The organism is Streptomyces sp. NBC_00876 (assembly GCF_045207435.1).
GTDB lineage: Bacteria > Actinomycetota > Actinomycetes > Streptomycetales > Streptomycetaceae > Streptomyces.
In genome coordinates this window covers 5705820-5726253 of sequence record NZ_CP108800.1, presented here as the reverse complement: position 1 = coordinate 5726253, position 20434 = coordinate 5705820, and the positions used below count along the sequence as shown (strand labels likewise).

Genomic DNA, 20434 nt, shown 5'->3' with positions numbered 1-20434 from the left:
ACCGGCTCCGTCGCCGGCCGGCCGACAGCCCCCGTGGAGCCTTTTCCACGGGGGCTGTCGGCTGTTCCGCACCTCCCCCGCCTCCCGTCCCGGCCTGGACCAGCAGCCGGACGTTTGACTCCGATTCGGCCAACTGTCCGACGCCACAGGACCGTTGCCGGACCGCAATGCGGACAGGGGGTGACGGTGGACGGAACCCTCGCCTAGATTTCCTGCGCATTACACCAGGTGATCAGCGAGGGGACGGAGTCGCCGCCATGCCGGAAGAACCAGAAGGAAAACCGCCCAACGTCACACCCGTGCGGGTGGTCATCGCCCTCTGTCTCATCGCGCCGTTCGTGGCGATGCTCTGGGTGAGTTCGTACGCCAAGGTCGACCCGGCCTTCATCGGCATCCCGTTCTTCTACTGGTACCAGATGCTCTGGGTGCTGATCTCGACCGCGCTCACGATGGTCGCGTACAAGCTGTGGCAGCGTGACCAGCGCGCCCGCAAGGGGGGTGCGTCGGCATGAAGGACGGCGTGAACGGCGTCGCACTCGGCGTCTTCATCTTCTTCTTCCTGGCCGTCACGGTCATCGGCTTCATGGCGGCCCGGTGGCGCAAGGCCGAGAACGAGGCCAGCCTCGACGAATGGGGGCTCGGCGGACGGTCGTTCGGCACCTGGGTGACCTGGTTCCTGCTCGGCGGCGACCTCTACACCGCGTACACCTTCGTCGCGGTTCCCGCGGCGATCTACGCGGCGGGCGCGGCCGGCTTCTTCGCGGTGCCGTACACCATCCTGGTGTACCCGCTGATCTTCACCTTCCTGCCGCGCCTGTGGTCGGTGTCGCACAAGCACGGCTACGTCACCACCTCGGACTTCGTCCGCGGACGCTTCGGTTCCAAGGGGCTCTCGCTGGCGGTCGCCGTCACCGGCATCCTCGCCACCATGCCCTACATCGCCCTCCAACTCGTCGGCATCCAGGCGGTGCTGGACGTGATGGGCGTCGGGGGCGGCGAGAACACCCACTGGTTCGTCAAGGACCTGCCGCTGCTGATCGCGTTCGCGGTGCTCGCCGCGTACACGTACTCCTCCGGCCTGCGCGCCCCCGCGCTGATCGCGTTCGTCAAGGACGGCCTGATCTATCTGGTCATCGCCGTGGCGATCATCTACATCCCGATCAAGCTCGGCGGCTTCGACGACATCTTCGCCGCCGCGCAGGACAAGTTCGCGGGTCCGCCGGGCGGAAAGCCGACCGGTGCGCTCGCGCCCGGCGAGGCGGGCCAATGGGGATACGCCACCCTGGCCCTGGGCTCGGCGCTGGCGCTCTTCATGTACCCGCACTCGATCACGGCGACGCTCTCCAGCCGCAGCCGTGAGGTGATCCGCCGCAACACGACCATCCTGCCGCTGTACTCGCTGATGCTGGGGCTGCTCGCGCTGCTCGGCTTCATGGCGATCGCCGCCGGCGTCAAGGTGGACAACGGCCAGCTGGCGATCCCGCAGCTGTTCGAGACCATGTTCCCCGACTGGTTCGCGGGGGTCGCCTTCGCCGCCATCGGGATCGGCGCACTGGTGCCCGCCGCGATCATGTCGATCGCCGCGGCCAACCTGTTCACCCGCAACATCTACAAGGACTTCCTGAAGCCCGACGCGACGCCCGCACAGGAGACCAAGGTCTCCAAGCTGGTGTCGCTGCTGGTGAAGGTCGGTGCGCTCGCCTTCGTCCTCACCATGGACAAGACGGTCGCGATCAACTTCCAGCTGCTCGGCGGGATCTGGATCCTCCAGACGATGCCGGCCCTGGTCGGCGGGCTGTTCACCCGGTGGTTCCACCGCTGGGCGCTGCTCGCGGGCTGGGCGGTCGGCATGGTCTACGGGACGCTCGCCGCGTACGGGGTCGCGAACCCCACCGGAACCCAGAAGCACTTCGGCGGCTCCTCCAAGGAGATCCCGGGTCTCGGCGAGATCGGCTACATCGGTCTGACGGCCTTCGTGCTGAACGTCGTGGTGGTCGTCGTCCTCACCTTCGTCCTGAACGCCGTGAAGGCGCCCGCCGGGGTCGACGAGACCTCACCGGGCGACTACACGGCGGACGCGGGCGACCCGGGCGTGAAGACGGAGCTCCCGCCGGCCACGGCCGGGGCGCCGGGCGGTCACTGACCCCGGACGTATGGATCACGGGCCGCCGCACCCCTCCCCGCAGGGGTGCGGCGGCCCGTTCGCGTGCCGGGGAAATCCCTTGCGGTCGCGGCCCCCGCGTGCGGCAGACTCCGCGTATGGACATAACGATCCGGCCGGTCGAACCCGCCGAACACGCCCTCCTCGGCGAGATCACCGCCGAGGCCTATCTCGGTGACGGACTCCTGGACTACGGGGCCGACGACCCGTACCTGGTCAGACTGCGCGACGTCCCCCGCCGCGCGGCCGAGGCCGGGGTGCTGGTGGCGGCGGACGCCCGGGGCCGGGTCCTGGGCGGGGTCACCTACGCCCCGCCGGGCAATCCGTGGGCCGATATCGCGGCGCCGGACGAGGCCGAGTTCCGGATGCTCGCGGTCTCCCGGGAGGCCCGCGGGGCCGGGGCGGGCGAAGCGCTCGTACGGGCCTGCGTCGAGCGCGCGCGGGACACCGCGGGGGTCACGGGGATCGTCCTTTCGACGCAGCCGTCCATGCACGCGGCCCATAGGATCTATGAGCGCCTCGGCTTCGTCAGGACCCCCGAGAGGGACTGGAATCCCATCGATGACCTCAAGCTGCTGACGTACCGGCTGGAGCTCCGCCCCACGCCGTGACAGCGCTCTGAGATCTCGCACGACACAACATGTGGGGGCTGCCTCATCCGGCGGCCCCCACATGTATGCTCGTGCTCGTTGTCGCCGCAGGGAAATCCGGTGCGAATCCGGAACTGTCCCGCAACGGTGTATTCGGTGTGCTTTTGCACACCCGTCAGTCCGAGGACCTGCCGACAGCGCATCCGGCTCGACCGATCCGGATGCCCAGACGTCCGGGCCTCGTGGATGGGCCGGTGGACGCCGCACGGAGTGCCGCCCTGCCCGGGCCCGGCTCCGCCCGGCTGCCCCCGCTCCCCCGCCGGCCCCGAGCCGAGCGAGGGAGAGCACCACGTGACCATCGCGCCAGCCGATCCGGTTTCAGTGGCCGAGTCAACGGGAACCACGAGCGACGCACCGGGGACCGCACTGCTGCGGACCCTGACCGGCCTCACCGCGGATCTGCCCGACACCGACCCCGGACGGGTCGCCGCCGCCGCGCTGCGCGGCCGCAACGCCCGGTCGGACGAGGCCGAGCTGCGCTCGCTGGCCACCGAGGCCGCCGCGGGCCTGATCTCCGAGGACCCCGCCTACTCCCGGCTCGCCGCCCGTCTCCTCACCCGCACCATCGCGGACGAGGCGGCCGGACAGGGCGCGACGTCGTTCTCCGCATCGGTGGCCGTCGGACACCGCGAGGGCCTGATCGCGGACCGTACCGCCGAGTTCGTGACGCTCCACGCGGCCGCGCTCGACGCACTGGTGGCGCAGTCGCTCGCCGACGGCGCCGACGACCGCTTCGGCTACTTCGGGCTGCGCACCCTGCACAGCCGCTACCTGCTGCGCCACCCGATCACCCGCCAGGTCACCGAGACGCCGCAGCACTTCATGCTGCGCGTCGCCTCCGGGCTCGCCGAGGACACCTCCGAGCGCGCGCTGGCCGAGGTCGCCGCGCTGTACGGGCTGATGAGCCGGCTGGACTACCTGCCCTCCTCCCCCACGCTCTTCAACTCCGGTACCCGGCACCCGCAGATGTCCTCCTGCTATCTGCTGGACTCGCCGCTGGACGAGCTGGACTCGATCTACGACCGCTACCACCAGGTGGCGCGCCTGTCCAAGCACGCGGGCGGCATCGGCCTCTCGTACTCCCGTATCCGCGCCCGCGGTTCGCTGATCCGCGGCACCAACGGGCACTCCAACGGCATCGTGCCGTTCCTCAAGACGCTCGACGCCTCCGTCGCCGCGGTCAACCAGGGCGGCCGGCGCAAGGGTGCCGCCGCCGTCTACCTGGAGACGTGGCACGCGGACATCGAGGAGTTCCTGGAGCTGCGCGACAACACGGGCGAGGACCAGCGGCGTACGCACAACCTCAACCTGGCGCACTGGATCCCGGACGAGTTCATGCGCCGGGTCGACGCGGACGGCGTCTGGTCGCTGTTCTCCCCGGCCGATGTGCCCGAGCTGGTCGACCTGTGGGGCGACGCGTTCGACGCCGTCTACCGGGCGGCCGAGGCCAAGGGCCTGGCGCGCAAGACCATGCCGGCCCGTGAGCTGTACGGCCGGATGATGCGGACCCTCGCCCAGACCGGCCAGGGCTGGATGACGTTCAAGGACGCCTCCAACCGGACCGCGAACCAGACCGCCGAGCCGGGCCGCGTCGTGCACTCCTCGAACCTGTGCACCGAGATCCTCGAGGTCACCGACGACGGCGAGACGGCCGTCTGCAACCTCGGTTCGGTCAACCTCGGCGCGTTCGTCGAGGGCGGCACCATCGACTGGGAGCGTCTCGACGCCACGGTCCGTACCGCCGTGACCTTCCTCGACCGGGTCGTGGACATCAACTTCTACCCGACCGAGCAGGCCGGGCGCTCCAACGCCCGCTGGCGGCCGGTGGGCCTGGGCGCGATGGGTCTCCAGGACGTCTTCTTCCAGCTGCGGCTGCCGTTCGACTCCCCCGAGGCCCGCGCCCTGTCGACGAAGATCTCCGAGCGGATCATGCTCGCGGCGTACGAGGCGTCCTGCGACCTCGCGGAGCGCTCGGGCCCCCTTCCCGCCTGGTCCGAGACGCGCGCCGCCCGCGGTGTGCTGCACCCGGACCACTACGACACCGAGCTGAACTGGCCGGAGCGCTGGGACGCGCTGCGCGCCCGGATCGCGAAGACCGGGATGCGCAACTCCCTGCTCCTCGCCATCGCGCCGACGGCGACGATCGCCTCGATCGCGGGCGTGTACGAGTGCATCGAGCCGCAGGTCTCCAACCTCTTCAAGCGCGAGACGCTCAGCGGTGAGTTCCTCCAGGTCAACGCCTATCTGGTGGACGAGCTGAAGAAGCTCGGCGTATGGGACGCGCGGACCCGTGAGGCGCTGCGCGAGGCGAGCGGCTCCGTCCAGGGCTTCGCCTGGATCCCCGAGGAGGTGCGGGCGCTGTACCGCACGGCGTGGGAGATCCCGCAGCGCGGACTGATCGACATGGCGGCGGCCCGTACGCCGTTCCTCGACCAGAGCCAGTCGCTGAACCTGTTCCTGGAGACGCCGACGATCGGCAAGCTCTCCTCGATGTACGCGTACGCCTGGAAGCAGGGGCTGAAGACGACGTACTACCTGCGCTCCCGCCCGGCGACCCGGATCGCCCGTGCGGCGTCCGCCGCCCCGATTCCGGAGCAGGCGCCCGCGCCCGACGCGGACGCGATCGCCTGCTCCCTGGAAAACCCCGAGTCCTGCGAGGCCTGCCAGTAATGAGCACCGACAAGAACAAGAACCTGCTGGACCCGGGCTTCGAGCTGACCCTGCGGCCGATGCGTTACCCGGACTTCTACGAGCGCTACCGGGACGCGATCAAGAACACCTGGACGGTGGAGGAGGTCGACCTCCACTCCGACGTCGCGGACCTCGCCAAGCTCTCGCCGGGCGAGCAGCACATGATCGGCCGGCTGGTCGCGTTCTTCGCGACGGGTGACTCGATCGTCTCCAACAACCTCGTGCTGACGCTGTACAAGCACATCAACTCCCCCGAGGCGCGGCTGTACCTGTCGCGGCAGCTCTTCGAGGAGGCCGTGCACGTCCAGTTCTATCTGACGCTGCTCGACACCTACCTGCCCGATCCGGACGACCGGGCGGCCGCGTTCGACGCGGTCGAGGAGATCCCGTCGATCCGCGAGAAGGCGCAGTTCTGCTTCAAGTGGATGGACTCGGTCGAGAAGATCGACCGGCTGGAGACGAAGGCCGACCGCCGCCGTTTCCTGCTGAACCTGATCTGCTTCGCGGCGTGCATCGAGGGGCTGTTCTTCTACGGCGCCTTCGCGTACGTCTACTGGTTCCGCTCGCGCGGTCTGCTGCACGGCCTCGCCACGGGGACCAACTGGGTCTTCCGGGACGAGACCATGCACATGAACTTCGCGTTCGAGGTCGTGGACACCGTCCGCAAGGAGGAGCCGGAGCTCTTCGACGACGCCCTCCAGCAGCAGGTCACCGACATGCTGAAGGAGGCCGTCGAGGCGGAGCTGCAGTTCGGCCGCGACCTGTGCGGCGAGGGCCTGCCGGGCATGAACACCGAGTCGATGCGCCAGTACCTGGAGTGCGTCGCCGACCAGCGGCTCACCCGGCTGGGCTTCCCGGTGGTGTACGGCTCGGAGAACCCGTTCTCCTTCATGGAGCTCCAGGGTGTCCAGGAGCTGACGAACTTCTTCGAGCGCCGCCCGTCCGCCTACCAGGTGGCCGTCGAGGGCACGGTCGGCTTCGACGACGACTTCTAGATCCTTCAGATCCTCGCCCAGCTCCTGACGTACGGACGCCGTGCGGCCTTCACCGGCCGTGCGGCGTCCGCCGTTTGCGGGGGTTGCGCGCTCCGGCCCCGTTCCGCCTCCCGGAGCTGGCGGTCGATGCGGCGTTCGCGGGCGAGGCCGACCAGCGTCGGCGCCAGGAAGAGTGCGAAAACGACCGCTGTGCCCAAGTAGTTCAGGAATGTGTTCATGTCTCTACTGTCGTGGATTCCGGCCGGTCGCGGCAGTGGCAGGACTGTCATGCAGCATCGAATTACTGCCACACTGGGGACATGCTGAAGAATGTCGCGGCCCTGCTCCTCGATGAGGTCCACCCCTTCGAACTCGGCGTCCTGTGCGAGGTCTTCGGACTCGACCGCAGCGACGAGGGCCTGCCCGTGCAGGATTTCGCCGTGGTATCCGCCGAGGGTCCGACGCTCCGGACCCATGCCGGGTTCACCCTCACCACCCCCCACGGCCTCGACCGCCTGGAGGAGGCCGACCTCATCGCCGTCCCGGCCGGCAGCCGCTTCGGCGACCGGGAGTTCCCCGAGGCGGCCCTGGACGCACTGCGCCGGGCCGTGGACCGCGGAGCCAGGGTGCTGAGCGTCTGCTCGGGGGCGTACATGCTCGGCGCGGCCGGCCTGCTGGACGGCCGGCGCTGCACCACCCACTGGCGGCACGCCGACGAGCTGGCCCGCCGCTTCCCCCGGGCGATCGTCGAGCCGGACGTGCTGTACGTGGACGAGGGCTCCGTCATCACCTCGGCGGGCACGGCCGCGGGGATCGACGCCTGTCTGCATCTGGTCCGCCAGGCCTACGGGCCCGCCGCCGCCAACACCATCGCCCGCCGCATGGTGGTTCCGCCGCACCGCGACGGCGGGCAGGCGCAGTACATCCAGCGCCCGCTGCCCCGCAACCGCTGCGACACGGTCGGCGACACGCTCGCCTGGATGGAACGTCACCTCGACCAGGAGATGACCGTCGAACAGCTCGCCGCCCAGGCGCACATGTCACCGCGCACGTTCGCCCGCCGCTTCCAGCAGGAGACGGGCACCACGCCGTACCGCTGGCTGCTGCGCCAGCGGGTGCTGCTGGCCCAGCACCTCCTGGAGACATCCGACGAAACGATGGACACGATCGCCGGACAGACCGGCTTCGGCAACGCAGCCGCACTCCGCCATCAGTTCGTACGCTCCCTGGGAACCACACCGAACGCGTATCGCCGGACCTTCCGCGGCCCGGCCGAACTGAACGAAGTCGCCTGAGGTTTCACTGATCTGACGTCGGATCATTCGTCCAACCGATTCCTTCACCTGTCCATGGACCGGGCCGTCGGCGACGCGTCAGGGTCGGGCGCATGGACATCCGGATGACTGGACGAAGGACCATCGGGGCCGTGGTGGCCGCGCTCGCCGCCACTCTGCTGCCCCTGCAGAGCGCCTCGGCCGAGGACGGAGCGGCGGCCGCCGCGCCGCCGCCCGAGGTGCTGCCCTCGCTGCGGCAGTGGCAGCCCGGCGAGGGGGAGTTCGCCCTGACCGACCGGGCCAGGATCGTGCTCGACGGGGTACCGGAGCAGCGCACCGCCGCCGATGCGGCGCGGTTCGCGGGCGAACTGGCCGGGAAGGCCCCGGTGTCACGGGCCAAGGCCCGGTCCGGCGACATCGTGCTGCGCCAGGACCCGTCCCTGAAGAGCACGTTGGGCGCGGAGGGCTACCGCCTCGACGTCGGCGACCGGCTCACGGTCACCGCCGCGACGTCGGCCGGGGTGTTCTACGGTTCGCGTACGGTGCTCCAGCTGCTGAACGACGACGGCCGGGCCGCGCGCGGTTCGGCGACCGACGTGCCCGCGTACCGCGAGCGCGGAGTCGGGGTCTGCGCCTGCTACATCAACGTCTCGCTGCCCTGGTTCGAGCGGCTGATGAAGGACATGGCCTCGCAGAAGCTCAACCAGCTCTGGATCGAGGCGAAGGTCAGGAGCGACGTCGACCCCGAGTCGGCGTTCTGGGGCTACTACACGAAGCCTCAGGTGCGGGCCCTGGCCGCGATGGCGAAGAAGTACCACATCGACCTGGTGCCGGAGATCAACTCCCCCGGCCACATGGACACCTACCTGGAGAACCACCCGGAGCTCCAGCTCAAGGACAGGAACGGCGTAGCCTCCCCGCCCCGGCTGGACATCTCGCAGCCCGAGGCCCTGACGTACTACACCTCGATGGTCGACGAGGCCCTGGAGGTGTGGGACACCCGCACCTGGCACATGGGCGCCGACGAGTACATGATCGGCTCCTCGTACCCGAACTATCCGCAGCTGCAGACGGCCGCCGCCGCGAAGTTCGGTGCGACGGCCACCCCCGACGACCTCTTCGCCGACTTCATCAACCAGGTCAACGCCCACGTGAAGGCCGGCGGCCGGTCGCTGCGGATCTGGAACGACGGGCTCGTCGGCCGCAACAGTGTCGTCCCGCTCGACCGTGACATCACCGTCGAGCACTGGCTGGGCGGCGGCGCCATCCAGCAGCCCTCCGCACTGCTGGCCGAGGGCCGGCCGGTGATGAACTCCGCGTACGCCCTCTACCTGGTGCGCGGCGGCTACACCACGCAGACCCAGAAGCTGTACGAGAGCGACTGGACGCCCCTGCGCTTCGAGGGCCAGACGCTGCCGGCGACGGCGGCGAACCTGACCGGCGCGAAGATCAGCCTGTGGCCGGACAGCGCGGCTGCCGAGACCGAGAACGAGGTAGAGGCGAAGGTCTTCATGCCGCTGCGCTTCATCGCGCAGGCCACCTGGGGCGGTCCGAAGCCGAGTGGGACGTACGCCGGTTTCGAGGCGCTCGCCCGGCGGATCGGGCACGCCCCCGGCTGGGAGAACACCGACCGCACCCCGCTGGCCGACGGTACGTACCGGCTGACGGCGGGCGCGAAGGCGCTGGCCCCCACAGCGGACGCCGGGGTGTCACTGGTCCCGGACCCGGACGCCGCCTGGACGCTGACGGCGACCACCGACGGGTACTACACCGTGAAGTCCGCGGACAGCGGCCTGTGCCTGGACGCGGTGCGCGGGAAGAAGTACCTGGGCGCTCCGCTGGAGGTGGGGGCCGAGCTGTCGCTCGGGACCTGCTCGGCGGGTGCGCGCACACAGCGCTGGCAGCTGGACGCCGGAGCGGGCGCCCTGGTCCTGCGCAACGCCATCTCGCAGCTGCGTCTGACGGAGCGGTCCGCGGACGGCGCCGCGGTGCAGACGACGGGCGGGACGCGCCTGACGGCGAAGTCCGCCTGACCCAGGGTCTTTCGTTCGGACCCAGCGAGCCCGGCATGATCCAGACGAGAGACCTGGGGAACAGCAGTGGGGCCCGCCGTCACCGGCGGGCCCCACACGTGTGTCAGATGCCGCAGTTGGGCGCGGACCAGTAGTGGCTGGGGCCCTGGTTCACGTGGACGTGGTCGTTGTGGTCCGGGTAACCCGGGCCGAGGATCCCGTTGAACCCGTGGTTGCGGGCCTGCTGGGCCAGGGTGCAGAAGGCGATCCCGCCCAGGTCGGCCGCGTCACCGTACAGATGGCGGCTGTTCGACGCACCGCCGGCGGCACTGTTGCAGGACGTGGAGCGGAAGCCGCTGTTGACGGTGATGGGGCGGTCGCCGAGAGCGTGGCGCAGCGCCTCCAGCTTCCACATGGTGCTCAGTGCGTTGGCCTTCGCCGTGCCCGCCGCGACCGCACCACCCGCCCAGGTGCTGTTGCAGTTGTTGAGTTCGGCGTACGTGAAGTGGGCCGGCGTGCAGTCGCTGTCCTGGAGCGCGTACAGCTTGGCCTGGGTGGCGGGGCCGGCGACACCGTCGGCGGCCAGCCCGTAGGCGGCCTGGAAGCGCTTGACGGCGGCGGTGGTGGCCGGGCCGTAGGAACCGTCGATGGCGAGTACCGAGTTGTATCCGGGGTACCCGGCCACCCGGATCTGGAGCTGGACGACATCGTTGCCGGTGGCGCCCGTGGACATGGTGCGGGTCCAGGTGTAGCAGTCGTCGGCCTGGGCGGTGCCGGCGGTCGCCACCGCCCCGCCCAAGGCGAACGCCATGGTCATGACAAGCCCGAGCAGGAGTCGTGCGGAACGTCTGAGCATGGGGGGCTCCCTACCACTGTGAAGGTGTGGAGCGACAGCCTGTCGGACGAGTCGACGCGCGTCAACTGTGCCTGGAAGAACGGCAGTTGACCGTCCAGGGACATGTCGGAGGCCCTGCCCCGGCATACCGGAACAGGGCCCCGAACCGCTGCGCGCCCAGCCTGGTCAATCGTTCGGGACGACCTCGTAGCGCGGGGTGTTCTCCTCCATCTGCCGAAGCGCGTCCTTGCGGTCGCGCTTGGAGAGCCGGTCGATGTACAGGTAGCCGTACAGGTGGTCCGTCTCGTGCTGGAGGCAGCGGGCGAAGTAGCCGTTGCCCCGCACCTTGACCGGGTTGCCCTTGGCGTCCTGGCCGCGCACCACCGCGTAGTCCGGGCGGGCCAGCGAGGCGTACGCCGTCGGCACCGAGAGGCAGCCCTCGTTGGAATCGTCGAGCACCCGCTCCTGGGGCGCCAGCTCGTCGAGCACCGGGTTGCAGATGGCGCCCGTGTGCCGCACCCCGTCGTCGTCCGGGCAGTCGTAGACGAAGACCTTGAGGTCGACCCCGATCTGGTTGGCGGCCAGACCCACGCCCTCGGCCGTCCGCTGGCTGGCGAACATGTCGTCGATCAGCTGCGCCAGCTCGTCGTCGAACGCGGTGACGTCCTTGCACTCCTTGTGCAGGACCGGGTTGCCCACGACCGTGATCGGGCGCGAGGTGCCCCGCTCGCGGTGTGCCGCCTCGCGCGCCTCACAGTCCTCGGTGTCGACCAGGAAGCCTTCCTCGTCGACGCTGATCTGCTCGTCCGTCTCCTGCTGCGCCATGTCCGCCGTACGCCTTCCTCAAACCCTGAAACCCGGGACCCTCGGCTGCTGAGAACCCGGGCACCCGAGCACCGGAATCGGTGCCCGTACAGCCTACGGGCACCGGTCGGCAGACTTCTTCGAGACGTCAGCAGACTTCTTCGAGATCCCGCCACTCACGGGTGTCCGGGCTGTCCGCCACCCAGCCGTCGAGCAGCCCGCGCACCAGCCCGGCGGGCGCCGCGAGACCGCACTCGCGCTCCGGCACCCACAGCTCGCCGGCGGTGCGGTGGCCCAGCGGGCCGGGGTGGCCCGGCTCGCTGTGGTCGTGCGGGTCGAGGTGCTCGCCGTCGCCCTCGTCGCTCTCCATCCGGCTCTCCGAGCAGGCCCGGCACAGCAGCCGGACGGAGGAGGACCAGTCCTCGGCGGCGAAGCCCGCGTCGGACGCCAGCTGCTCCAGCGCGTCCCGGTCGGCCTCACCGGCCGCTTCGAGCAGCACCACCCAGGTGGGTACGGGGGACGGCGCCCACAGCTCGATCTCGTCGAACACGGGGTAGGAGGGTCCGGCCGCGGTGATCCGCTCGCCGTGCGGCACCCCGTCGTGCAGGACGACCTCGCCCCAGCGCCGCCCGGAGGACGGCAGCGGGATCGACAGCACTTCCATCCGCGCCGGATCCAGCCGGCGGCCCCACACGACCTCGGCCTCGCCCTCGGGCGACAGCCGTACCGCCGCGCTGCCCAGCTCCATACCGGCCGGCTCACTGTTGGACGCCGGGGTCTGCTGGCCGCCGCCGGGCACCTTCAGCCCGTACGCCTGCCAGGCCCTGCGTGCCAGCGGCCAGTCCTGCAGCGCGGTGGCGGCGATCCCGACGTTCCACCAGTCGGGTGCGCCGGTCTCCTTGTCGAGCAGCGCGACGGCCCGCAGTCCCGCGGCCCTCGCCTGCTCCCAGTCATGCCGGAATTTATGCAGCAGCGCCAGGTTGAACCACGACTCCGAGAGCCAGGGCTCCAGGTCCGCCGCACGTGTCAGCAGTGCGCCCGCGTCCTCGTACCGGCCGTCGCCGATCAGCGTGAACGCGCGGTCCGTGGCCTGCCGCCAAGAGGCGGAGGGCCGATGCCGTACCTTCCCGAAGATCCTCACGATTCCCGCCTGTCCCGACTGGACACCCTCGTTTTCCGCTCTCTTCGCATCCAACCATGCCCCGCCGGACGCCCGCTCATTACCCATGGGTTTACCCAGGTGGGACGGGGGTCAGACCGCCCCGGGCCAGAACCCTGGCCAGGGATTCCACGACCTGGGGCTGGTAGTCGCGGCCGGTCCCGAGCCTGAGCTGCTCCAGCGCACCGAGCGGCCCGCCGATACTTTCCCCGCACAGGTCGTCGTACGCGTTCACCGCCCGGACGATCCTGGCGGACAGCGGCTGCTCGCGGTAGGGGTCGGCCTGCTGTTCCACCACGACGGCCACCCTGGTGTCCACCCCGGTCCGGCGGACCACAGCCCCGCCGAGCAGGGCGATCCGGCGCTGCTCGGCGGCGGGCAGAACGGCCGTCGCCCCGTCCGCCACCGGGTCGACGAGCGAGAGCTGGCCGATGTCGTGCATCAGCGCCGCGTACTCCAGGACGGTGAGGTCGGGCCCGGAGAGCCCCATCTCGCGCCCCACGGCCGTGCAGAGCCCGGCCACCCTGCGGGCATGGCCGTGCGGGGTGTAGCCGGCGATCTCGGTGGACCGGGCGAGCGAGGCGATGGTCTGGCGGTAGGTGGTGCGCACCGCGACGACGCGGCGGAACGAGACCTGGGTGAGCAGCAGCGGTACGCACAGGACGGGCAGCGCCCACAGCCCGGCGGCGGCGACCCCGAGCGCCATGACCGCTCCGGTCGCGCAGACCGCCGAGCCGATGCCGGTCAGGGCCCGCAGCTCGTCGCGGAGCAGCGGGCCGTACGGGACGGGGGTGGCGCCCCTGGCCCGGGAGCCGCGGGGCAGGGTGCGGGCGCGCAGCAGCAGGGCGCCCAGCACGGCGTCGCACAGGGCGGTGAGCCCGAGCAGCAGGAGCAGGAAGGCCGCGTAGTACGGGCCCTCGCCGAACCAGCTCTCGGACCGGCCGGAGTTGTACAGGGGCTGGAAGCAGACGGCCGCGAAGGCGACGGTCAGGATCCGGCGGGCCACCTGGTCCGGGCCCGGCCCGCTGCCGCGTGCGACATGGGGCACGCAGGCGACGAGCTGGGCGGCGACGAGCACGGCGACCACCTGGAGCACACCGTGGCCGGTGGGCTCCCCGCCGCTGGGCCCCAGCAGGGCGTACGCGAGCGCGCCGGCGGCACCGAGCGGCGCGGGTTCCCGCTCCCCGGGCAGGGCCCCCCAGCGGGCCAGCTCGCCGATGGTGATGAGCACCCCGAAGGCGAGTGCGTGCCCGGGGTCGTGCACGCCGTGCCAGAGGGTGTGGCCGAGCCCGCCGGCGGCGAGTGCGAGGGCGGCGCCGCGGACGGCCAGGACGACGGGCGACAGCCGTACCCATGCCCGGCTCACCGGGGCAGGCCCGAGTCGAGCCCGTCCGGCGACGGCGGCCGAACCGGCCGCTGGAGGGCCCCGGCACCCTCGCCGCGCGGCAGCGGCACCCGGGCGTCGTCCGCCGTCACGGCCGTCGTCGCTCCCGACCAGCCGTGCCGTTCCAGGCCGCGCGCCAGCGCCCGTACCATCTGCGGATCGAACTGGGTGCCGGCGCACCGCTTGAGCTCCGCCACGGCGGCCGGCACCGGGCGCCCCGGCCGGTAGGAGCGGGTCGAGGTCATCGCGTCGAACGCGTCGGCGACGGCGACGACGCGGGCGAACTCGGGGATCCGGCGGCCGGAGAGTCCGTACGGGTACCCGCTGCCGTCGAGCCGTTCGTGGTGGTGCAGGATCGCGGCGCGCGCCTCGCCGAGGAAGCCGATGCCGCGGACGATCTCGTGCCCGTACTCCGGGTGCAGCTCGATCACCCGGCGTTCCTCCGGTGTCAGCGGCCCGTCCTTGCGCAGCACCCTCGTGGGCACCCCGAGCTTGCCGACGTCGTGCAGGATCCCGGCGAACCGGAGCACTTCGACGCGGTCCTGCGCCATACCCAGTTCCCGGGCGATGAGGACGGAGGCGCGGCCCACCCGCTCGCTGTGCCCCCGGGTGTAGGTGTCCTTGATGTCGACGGCGTGCACGAGGGCCCTGATCGTGGCGCGGTGCGCGGCGTGCTCGCGGTGGTACTGGGCGAAGACCCAGCAGGAGATGTACATGGGCAGCAGGACGAAGAGCGAGGCCAGCGGCCCGTACGAGCTGCTCCACAGGACCGCCATCATCAGCCCGGCGAGGCCGTGCACCAGGTGCGGGCCCAGTGAGCGCGGCAGCAGCCCGGCCCAGGCACGCCGCAGGGGCAGCCGTTCGGCGGCGGCCAGGATGGACCCGTCGAGGGCGGCCAGTACGAGGCTGAAGGCAAGCGCGGCCGCGCAGGCGGGCAGCAGGGCGTAGGGCAGGCCGGGCAGCCGTCCCGGTCCGGGGCCGCAGAGCAGGGTGTGGACGGACGAGGCCGCCCAGACGGTGACGGCCAGCTGCGCCGCGCGCCAGATCCGGCGGGCGGCGGCCCGGGGTTTCTCCACCCGGCCGATGAGCGAGCCGGGGACCGCGACCAGAGCGGCGGCCGCCGGCGGGAGCAGGAAGGCGGCCGCGAGCAGCAGCGGAAAGAACGATCCGGCACTGACCGGCACGGAGCCGCCGAAGAAGGGGCAGCGGCCGGGGAGTTCACAGGCGAGGTAGAGCCCGGTGAGCAGTGCGAGGGTGGTCCACGGGGTGCCCGCGCCGGGGCGCAGCGCGGGCAGGACGCACAGTGCGGCGACGAGTGCGACGGCCAGGATGTGCGCCCGTGCCGCCCCGCGTGTGGCTCTCAACCCGTCCGCCCGCCCCCCAGCATCGCCAATGGAGGCGCCAGGCTAGCGAGTTGGGCGTCCGGGCCGAGTGCCGACGGCGCCGATTAGCACGTTCGGGTGATGCGTCACTCCTTGGCTGCGGCCGGCAGCCCGGTGTCGGAGACGGTGAGGTCCGTTTCCGGAACCGCCTGCCCGGACCGGATCAGGTCGATCCGGCCCATCACCTTCGAGCGCAGGTCGGCGGGCACGTCGTCCTGACCGCAGCACCGCTTGACCAGCTTCTTCACGGCCTGCTCGAGGCCGTACTTCTCCAGGCAGGGCGAGCACTCACCGAAGTGCACCTCGAACTTGGTGCAGTCGCTGTCGGGCATCTCCCGGTCGAGGAACTCGTAGAGGTGATCGAGGACCTCTGCGCACTCCGTCTCGTGCGGCTCTCCGCAGCTCATGAGCCCGAGCCTTTCCGATCGTCCGACTCACCGGCGCCCGCGGGGACGAGCCCGCGGTCACGGGCGTAGTCCTCCAGCATGCCGCGCAGTTGACGGCGGCCCCGGTGCAGCCGGGACATCACCGTACCGATGGGAGTCCCCATGATGTCCGCGATCTCCTTGTAGGCAAAGCCCTCTACATCGGCAAGATAAACCGCGATGCGGAACTCTTCGGGGATCGCCTGCAGCGCAGACTTCACATCGGAGTCGGGCAGGTGGTCGAGGGCCTGGGACTCGGCCGAGCGCAGACCGGTCGACATGTGCGACTCGGCACGGGCCAGCTGCCAGTCCTCGATCTCCTCGGCGGCACTGCGCTGGGGTTCGCGCTGCTTCTTGCGGTACGAGTTGATGAACGTGTTGGTGAGGATGCGGTACATCCACGCCTTGAGGTTGGTGCCCTCACGGAACTGGTGGAAGGAGCCGTAGGCCTTGGCATAGGTCTCCTGGACCAGGTCCTCGGCGTCCGCGGGGTTGCGCGTCATGCGCAGCGCGGCCGAGTACATCTGGTCGAGGAAACCGAGGGCGTCGCGCTCGAAGCGCGCGTTGCGCTCGGCGGTCGTCTCCTGCGGGCGGCCGTCGTCGGTCCCTGTGTCGGTCCCAGTGACCGGACCCACCTCCTCCAACGCTGTGGCGGAGCCGAAGCCGGACCCGCTCGAATCGGAGAATAGTCGACCTTGGTCGGGAGCGGGCTGTCGATCCGATCCGCTCAGTGCCCGCTCGGGAGTGGTCTTGGCCGCATGCAGGACCGTCCACTCCAGGTCAGCGGCGTTCGAGCGACGCGGGCAGATGGTCGAACCCATGCGACGGACTCCCTCTCCACATACGACGTTGGTGTACCGATGTCCCGAACAACAGCGGCCCGTCGTCCGGCATTCCCGGGTCCGGGGCGGCTCGGCCGGACCGGCCCGCCCCGGTCCGCGCGGGAGGCCGGGATCACACGATTCCGGCCAGCCATCCGGTCACGGCCGTGGTGAGGATCTCCATCGCCTGATCCTCGGTCAGCCCCGATTTCTTCGGTACGGCGAAGCCGTGGTCACCGTGCGGCACCTCGGCCATCCGGTACTCCCCCGGCGGGAACTCGGCGGGCCTGCCGAAGGGGTCGTTGCCGCCCTGGACGACGAGGGTGGGCACGCCGGAGGCCAGCAGCTCGTCCTTGCGGGACTTCTCCGGCCGGCCCGGCGGGTGCAGCGGGAAGCTGAGGGCCAGGACCGCCCGGGCGCCGAGCGGCAGCGCGGTACGGCAGGCCACCCGGGCGCCCGCGCTGCGTCCGCCGGCGACGACCGGGAGCCCGGAGGCCGCCAGCGCCGGCCACAGGCCGCGCCAGCCGGCGTCCAGCGTCCTGGGGGCGGGCGCGAGCTTCCTGCCCGCCACCCGCCAGGGCTGCTCCACCAGGGCGACGCTCACCCCCTGGGCGGGCAGGGCGGCGGCCAGGGCCTTCAGGTCCCGGGCCTCGATGCCGCCGCCGGCGCCATGACCGAGCGCGAGCAGGAGGCGCGGTCGCGCCGCGGGCAGCCAGGTGATCCGGGCCGTCCCGGCCTCGGTGTCGACCGTCTGGGTGCGGGGGTCCTTCTCGGTGGCTTTCACACCCCCATCCAACCAACCCGTGGCGGGCCGGCCGGGCTCCGGCACGTACCTCAGAAGAGCGTGCTCACCTCGGGCGCGGCCAGCTCGTCCAGCAGCTCGGGGCCGTTGTTGCGGACGTTGCTGACGGCGGTGGCCACCGGATAGGCCCGCATCAGCCCGCCCGGCGGCGGTACGAGCAGCCCGCGCAGCTCCCCGACGTCGGTGCGCGAGGGGTCCAGCCAGTCGTCCCAGCGGTCCGGGGTCAGCATCAGCGGCATCCGGGGGTGGATGTCGGCGAGCGCGGCCGGGCCCTCGGCGGGGGCGACGGCGAGCGGGCTCGTCTCCGCCTCGGTGGTGATCACCGAGCAGGTCACCCACCAGGCCTGGGGGTGGTCGTCCGGCAGGGTCCGGTCGCGCCAGAACTCGTAGAGACCGGCCATGGCGAAGACCGACCCGTCGGCGGGGGTCACGAAGTACGGCTGCTTGCGGGGGCGCTTCCTGCGGCCCTTCTCCTCCAGCTGCCGTTCCTCGCTGCCGGTCACCCACTCGTAATAGCCGTCGGCCGGCAGGATGCAGCGCCGGGAGACGAAGGGCCGGCGAAAGGACGGCTTCTCGTGCACCGTCTCGGCCCGGGCGTTGATCATCCGGGCGCCGCCCTCCGGGGTTTTGGCCCAGGAGGGGACGAGTCCCCATTTCAGTGCGCGCAGCTGGCGAACCGGACGCTGGTCATCCGCGTCTTTCACGGGACGCTCCAGTACGGCGTAGACCTCCTTGGTCGGCGCCACGTTGTAATCCGGCTCCAGCGTCTCGGCCGGTTCCCACTTCTCCACCTGGAAGAGTCCGGTCAGATCCTCGGGCCGCCGACTCGCTGCATACCGTCCGCACATAAGTGCCAGACTGCCACGATCGTCATCCCGACCGGACGCCAATACCGCAAGGAGCCGCCCACGCCATGGACAGCACCGATCTGGGCAATCTGTGGGACCGCGTCTTCGGCACCCAGCCGGCGCCCGAGCAATGGCTGGTGGTGGTGACCGCCACGGCCGCGCTCATCGCCGTCGTACCGAACGTCATATGGCGGCTGACCCGCAACGCGGTCACCATCGCGCACGAGGGCGGCCACGGGCTGGTCGCGCTGCTCACCGGACGGCAGCTCTCGGGCATCCGGCTGCACTCGGACACCAGCGGACTGACGGTGAGCCGCGGCAAGCCGACCGGCATCGGCATGGTCCTGACGGCCGCGGCGGGCTACACCGCGCCGTCGCTGCTGGGTCTGGGCGGTGCCTGGCTGCTGGTGAACGGCAGGATCACGCTGCTGCTGTGGCTGGCCACGGCGCTGCTCGCGGTGATGCTGGTGATGATCCGCAATGTGTACGGGGCGCTGACGGTGATCCTCACCGGTTCGCTCTTCCTGCTGATGTCGTGGCTGGCCTCGGCGGCCTGGCAGTCGCTGTTCGCGTACAGCGCGGTCTGGTTCCTGCTGCTGGGCGGGGTGCGTCCGGTGTTCGAGCTCCAGTCCAAGCGGCGGCACGGCGGGGCGCCGGACTCGGACGCGGACCAGCTGGCCCGGCTGACGGACGTACCGGCCGCCCTGTGGCTGTTCCTGTTCCACGCCGTTTCGCTCTGCTCGCTGATCGGCGGCGGGCGCTGGATGCTGGGGCTGTGACCCGCATCCCATACCACTCCCGCGTTACGCCCCGATTTCATCACTTTTGATCAAAATCCCGGTTTGCGGTGAGCCACTAAAGTGAGCTCCATGACCGAAAGTTCCGTGCACCCCGCCCTCTGGCCCGCCCCTCACGCGAGCGGAGCCGTCGACGCGACCGTTACCGTGCCCGGTTCGAAGTCGGTCACCAACCGCGCGCTGGTGCTGGCCGCGCTCTCCGCCGAGCCGGGCTGGCTGCGCCGTCCGCTGCGCTCCCGCGACACCCTGCTGATGGCCGAGGCGCTGCGTGCGATGGGCGTCGGCATCGAGGAGACGGTGTCCTCCAGCTCGTCGGTCGCCGGCGGCCCGGACGGTTCGGGCGAGGCCTGGCGGATCATCCCGGCCGGACTGCACGGCCCGGTCACCATCGACGTCGGCAACGCCGGTACGGTCATGCGCTTCCTGCCCCCGGTCGCGGCCCTGGCCAACGGACCGGTCCGCTTCGACGGCGACCCCCGGTCCTACGAGCGCCCGCTGAACGGCGTGATCGACGCCCTGCGGGTGCTCGGCGCCCGGATCGACGACGACAACCGGGGCTCGCTGCCGATGACCGTGCACGGCGCCGGTGCGCTGGACGGCGGACCGGTCGCGATCGACGCGTCCTCGTCCTCCCAGTTCGTCTCGGCGCTGCTGCTGTCGGCGCCGCGCTTCAACCAGGGCGTGGAGGTACGTCACACCGGCGCCCGGCTCCCCTCCATGCCGCACATCCGGATGACCGTCGACATGCTGCGTGCCGTGGGCGCCCAGGTCGACGAGCCGGAGACGGGCGGCGAGCCGAATGTCTGGCGGGTCTCCCCCTCGGCGCTGCTCGGCCGCGATCTGACCGTGGAGCCGGACCTGTCCAACGCCCAGCCGTTCCTGGCGGCGGCGCTGGTCACCGGCGGCCGGATCACCATCCCGGACTGGCCGCTGCGCACCACGCAGCCCGGTGACGCGCTGCGCGAGATCTTCACCGCGATGGGCGGCAGCTGCGAGCTGACCGAGCACGGGCTCACCTTCACCGGTTCGGGCCGCATCCACGGCATCGACGTCGACCTCGGCGAGGTCGGCGAGCTGACCCCGGGCATCGCGGCGGTCGCGGCCCTGGCCGACTCCCCCTCCACCCTGAGCGGCGTCGCCCACCTCCGGCTGCACGAGACGGACCGGCTGGCCGCGCTCACCAAGGAGATCAACGAGCTCGGCGGCGACGTCACCGAGACCGCGGACGGACTCCACATCCGGCCCAGGCCGCTGCACGGCGGTACCTTCCATACGTACGACGACCACCGGATGGCCACCGCGGGGTCGATCATCGGCCTTGCCGTCCCCGGAGTGGAGATCGAGAACGTGGCGACTACCGCCAAGACCCTGCCCGACTTCCCGCAGATGTGGACCGGAATGCTCGGGGCCTGAGA

Annotated in this window: 19 protein-coding genes and 1 riboswitch; of the genes, 9 read left to right on the top strand and 10 right to left on the bottom strand. The window is 71.1% G+C overall.

Features of this window, described 5'->3' with window-relative positions:
• Positions 1-257: 257 nt before the first annotated feature.
• From OG782_RS25325 to OG782_RS25305, 5 genes are all read left to right on the top strand, one after another.
• Positions 258-512, top strand: a complete 255-nt coding sequence (locus tag OG782_RS25325; protein WP_406454636.1) for a DUF3311 domain-containing protein — start codon at positions 258-260, stop codon at positions 510-512.
• A complete protein-coding gene (gene mctP, locus OG782_RS25320) occupies positions 509-2143 on the top strand; it encodes a monocarboxylate uptake permease MctP (RefSeq protein ID WP_406454634.1) in 1635 nt (544 codons plus the stop codon). The genes OG782_RS25325 and mctP overlap by 4 nt, the downstream gene beginning before the upstream one ends.
• 116 nt (positions 2144-2259) lie before the next feature.
• The gene (locus OG782_RS25315; protein WP_406454632.1) at positions 2260-2772 is read left to right on the top strand and encodes a GNAT family N-acetyltransferase; all 513 of its coding nucleotides are present in this window, start codon (positions 2260-2262) and stop codon (positions 2770-2772) included.
• Positions 2773-2830: 58 nt separating this feature from the next.
• Positions 2831-2962: riboswitch (cobalamin riboswitch) on the top strand.
• A gap of 140 nt (positions 2963-3102) precedes the next feature.
• A complete protein-coding gene (locus OG782_RS25310) occupies positions 3103-5481 on the top strand; it encodes a ribonucleoside-diphosphate reductase subunit alpha (protein ID WP_406454630.1) in 2379 nt (792 codons plus the stop codon).
• Positions 5481-6497 (top strand): ribonucleotide-diphosphate reductase subunit beta, encoded by a 1017-nt coding sequence (locus tag OG782_RS25305; protein ID WP_406454628.1) that lies wholly within the window; start codon positions 5481-5483, stop codon positions 6495-6497. The genes OG782_RS25310 and OG782_RS25305 overlap by 1 nt, the downstream gene beginning before the upstream one ends.
• Positions 6498-6502: 5 nt before the next feature.
• Here OG782_RS25305 and OG782_RS25300 read toward each other — a convergent pair whose 3' ends face one another.
• The gene (locus OG782_RS25300; RefSeq protein WP_406454626.1) at positions 6503-6715 is read right to left on the bottom strand and encodes a hypothetical protein; all 213 of its coding nucleotides are present in this window, start codon (positions 6713-6715) and stop codon (positions 6503-6505) included.
• An 81-nt stretch (positions 6716-6796) separates the two neighbouring features.
• Between OG782_RS25300 and OG782_RS25295 the strand changes: the two genes are divergently transcribed.
• Both OG782_RS25295 and OG782_RS25290 read left to right on the top strand, forming a co-directional pair.
• Positions 6797-7771: a helix-turn-helix domain-containing protein gene (locus tag OG782_RS25295; RefSeq protein ID WP_406454624.1), complete on the top strand. Its 975-nt coding sequence runs from the start codon at positions 6797-6799 to the stop codon at positions 7769-7771.
• A gap of 104 nt (positions 7772-7875) precedes the next feature.
• Positions 7876-9783, top strand: a complete 1908-nt coding sequence (locus tag OG782_RS25290; RefSeq protein ID WP_406454622.1) for a family 20 glycosylhydrolase — start codon at positions 7876-7878, stop codon at positions 9781-9783.
• Positions 9784-9886: 103 nt separating this feature from the next.
• Here the strand turns inward: OG782_RS25290 and OG782_RS25285 are convergent, their stop codons facing one another.
• The 9 genes from OG782_RS25285 to OG782_RS25245 form a co-directional block, all read right to left on the bottom strand.
• Positions 9887-10618, bottom strand: a complete 732-nt coding sequence (locus tag OG782_RS25285; RefSeq protein ID WP_406454620.1) for a D-Ala-D-Ala carboxypeptidase family metallohydrolase — start codon at positions 10616-10618, stop codon at positions 9887-9889.
• Positions 10619-10783: 165 nt separating this feature from the next.
• Complete coding sequence (gene def / locus OG782_RS25280) at positions 10784-11422, bottom strand: peptide deformylase (protein ID WP_406454618.1); 639 nt, start codon at positions 11420-11422, stop codon at positions 10784-10786.
• A gap of 127 nt (positions 11423-11549) precedes the next feature.
• Entirely contained in the window at positions 11550-12542 is a 993-nt protein-coding gene (locus tag OG782_RS25275) for a tetratricopeptide repeat protein (RefSeq protein ID WP_406454616.1), read from the bottom strand.
• A 91-nt stretch (positions 12543-12633) separates the two neighbouring features.
• Positions 12634-13926: an HD-GYP domain-containing protein gene (locus OG782_RS25270; RefSeq protein WP_406454614.1), complete on the bottom strand. Its 1293-nt coding sequence runs from the start codon at positions 13924-13926 to the stop codon at positions 12634-12636.
• Positions 13923-15308 carry an HD-GYP domain-containing protein gene (locus tag OG782_RS25265; RefSeq protein WP_406454612.1) on the bottom strand — a complete coding sequence of 462 codons (1386 nt, stop codon included), beginning with the start codon at positions 15306-15308 and terminating at the stop codon, positions 13923-13925. The genes OG782_RS25270 and OG782_RS25265 overlap by 4 nt, the downstream gene beginning before the upstream one ends.
• A 104-nt stretch (positions 15309-15412) precedes the next feature.
• Positions 15413-15733, bottom strand: coding sequence for a mycothiol system anti-sigma-R factor (rsrA, locus tag OG782_RS25260; RefSeq protein ID WP_406454610.1), 321 nt, complete (start codon positions 15731-15733; stop codon positions 15413-15415).
• Positions 15730-16386 (bottom strand): sigma-70 family RNA polymerase sigma factor, encoded by a 657-nt coding sequence (locus tag OG782_RS25255; protein WP_018105559.1) that lies wholly within the window; start codon positions 16384-16386, stop codon positions 15730-15732. The genes rsrA and OG782_RS25255 overlap by 4 nt, the downstream gene beginning before the upstream one ends.
• Before the next feature lie 319 nt (positions 16387-16705).
• The gene (locus OG782_RS25250) at positions 16706-17356 is read right to left on the bottom strand and encodes an alpha/beta family hydrolase (protein ID WP_406454608.1); all 651 of its coding nucleotides are present in this window, start codon (positions 17354-17356) and stop codon (positions 16706-16708) included.
• Positions 17357-17406: 50 nt separating this feature from the next.
• Positions 17407-18222, bottom strand: a complete 816-nt coding sequence (locus OG782_RS25245; RefSeq protein WP_406454606.1) for an SOS response-associated peptidase — start codon at positions 18220-18222, stop codon at positions 17407-17409.
• A gap of 65 nt (positions 18223-18287) precedes the next feature.
• Here OG782_RS25245 and OG782_RS25240 point away from each other — a divergent pair, with 65 nt between their 5' ends.
• Positions 18288-19001 (top strand): M50 family metallopeptidase, encoded by a 714-nt coding sequence (locus OG782_RS25240; protein WP_406454604.1) that lies wholly within the window; start codon positions 18288-18290, stop codon positions 18999-19001.
• A gap of 90 nt (positions 19002-19091) precedes the next feature.
• Positions 19092-20432, top strand: a complete 1341-nt coding sequence (gene aroA, locus OG782_RS25235) for a 3-phosphoshikimate 1-carboxyvinyltransferase (protein ID WP_406454603.1) — start codon at positions 19092-19094, stop codon at positions 20430-20432.
• The last annotated feature ends 2 nt before the right edge of the window (positions 20433-20434 follow it).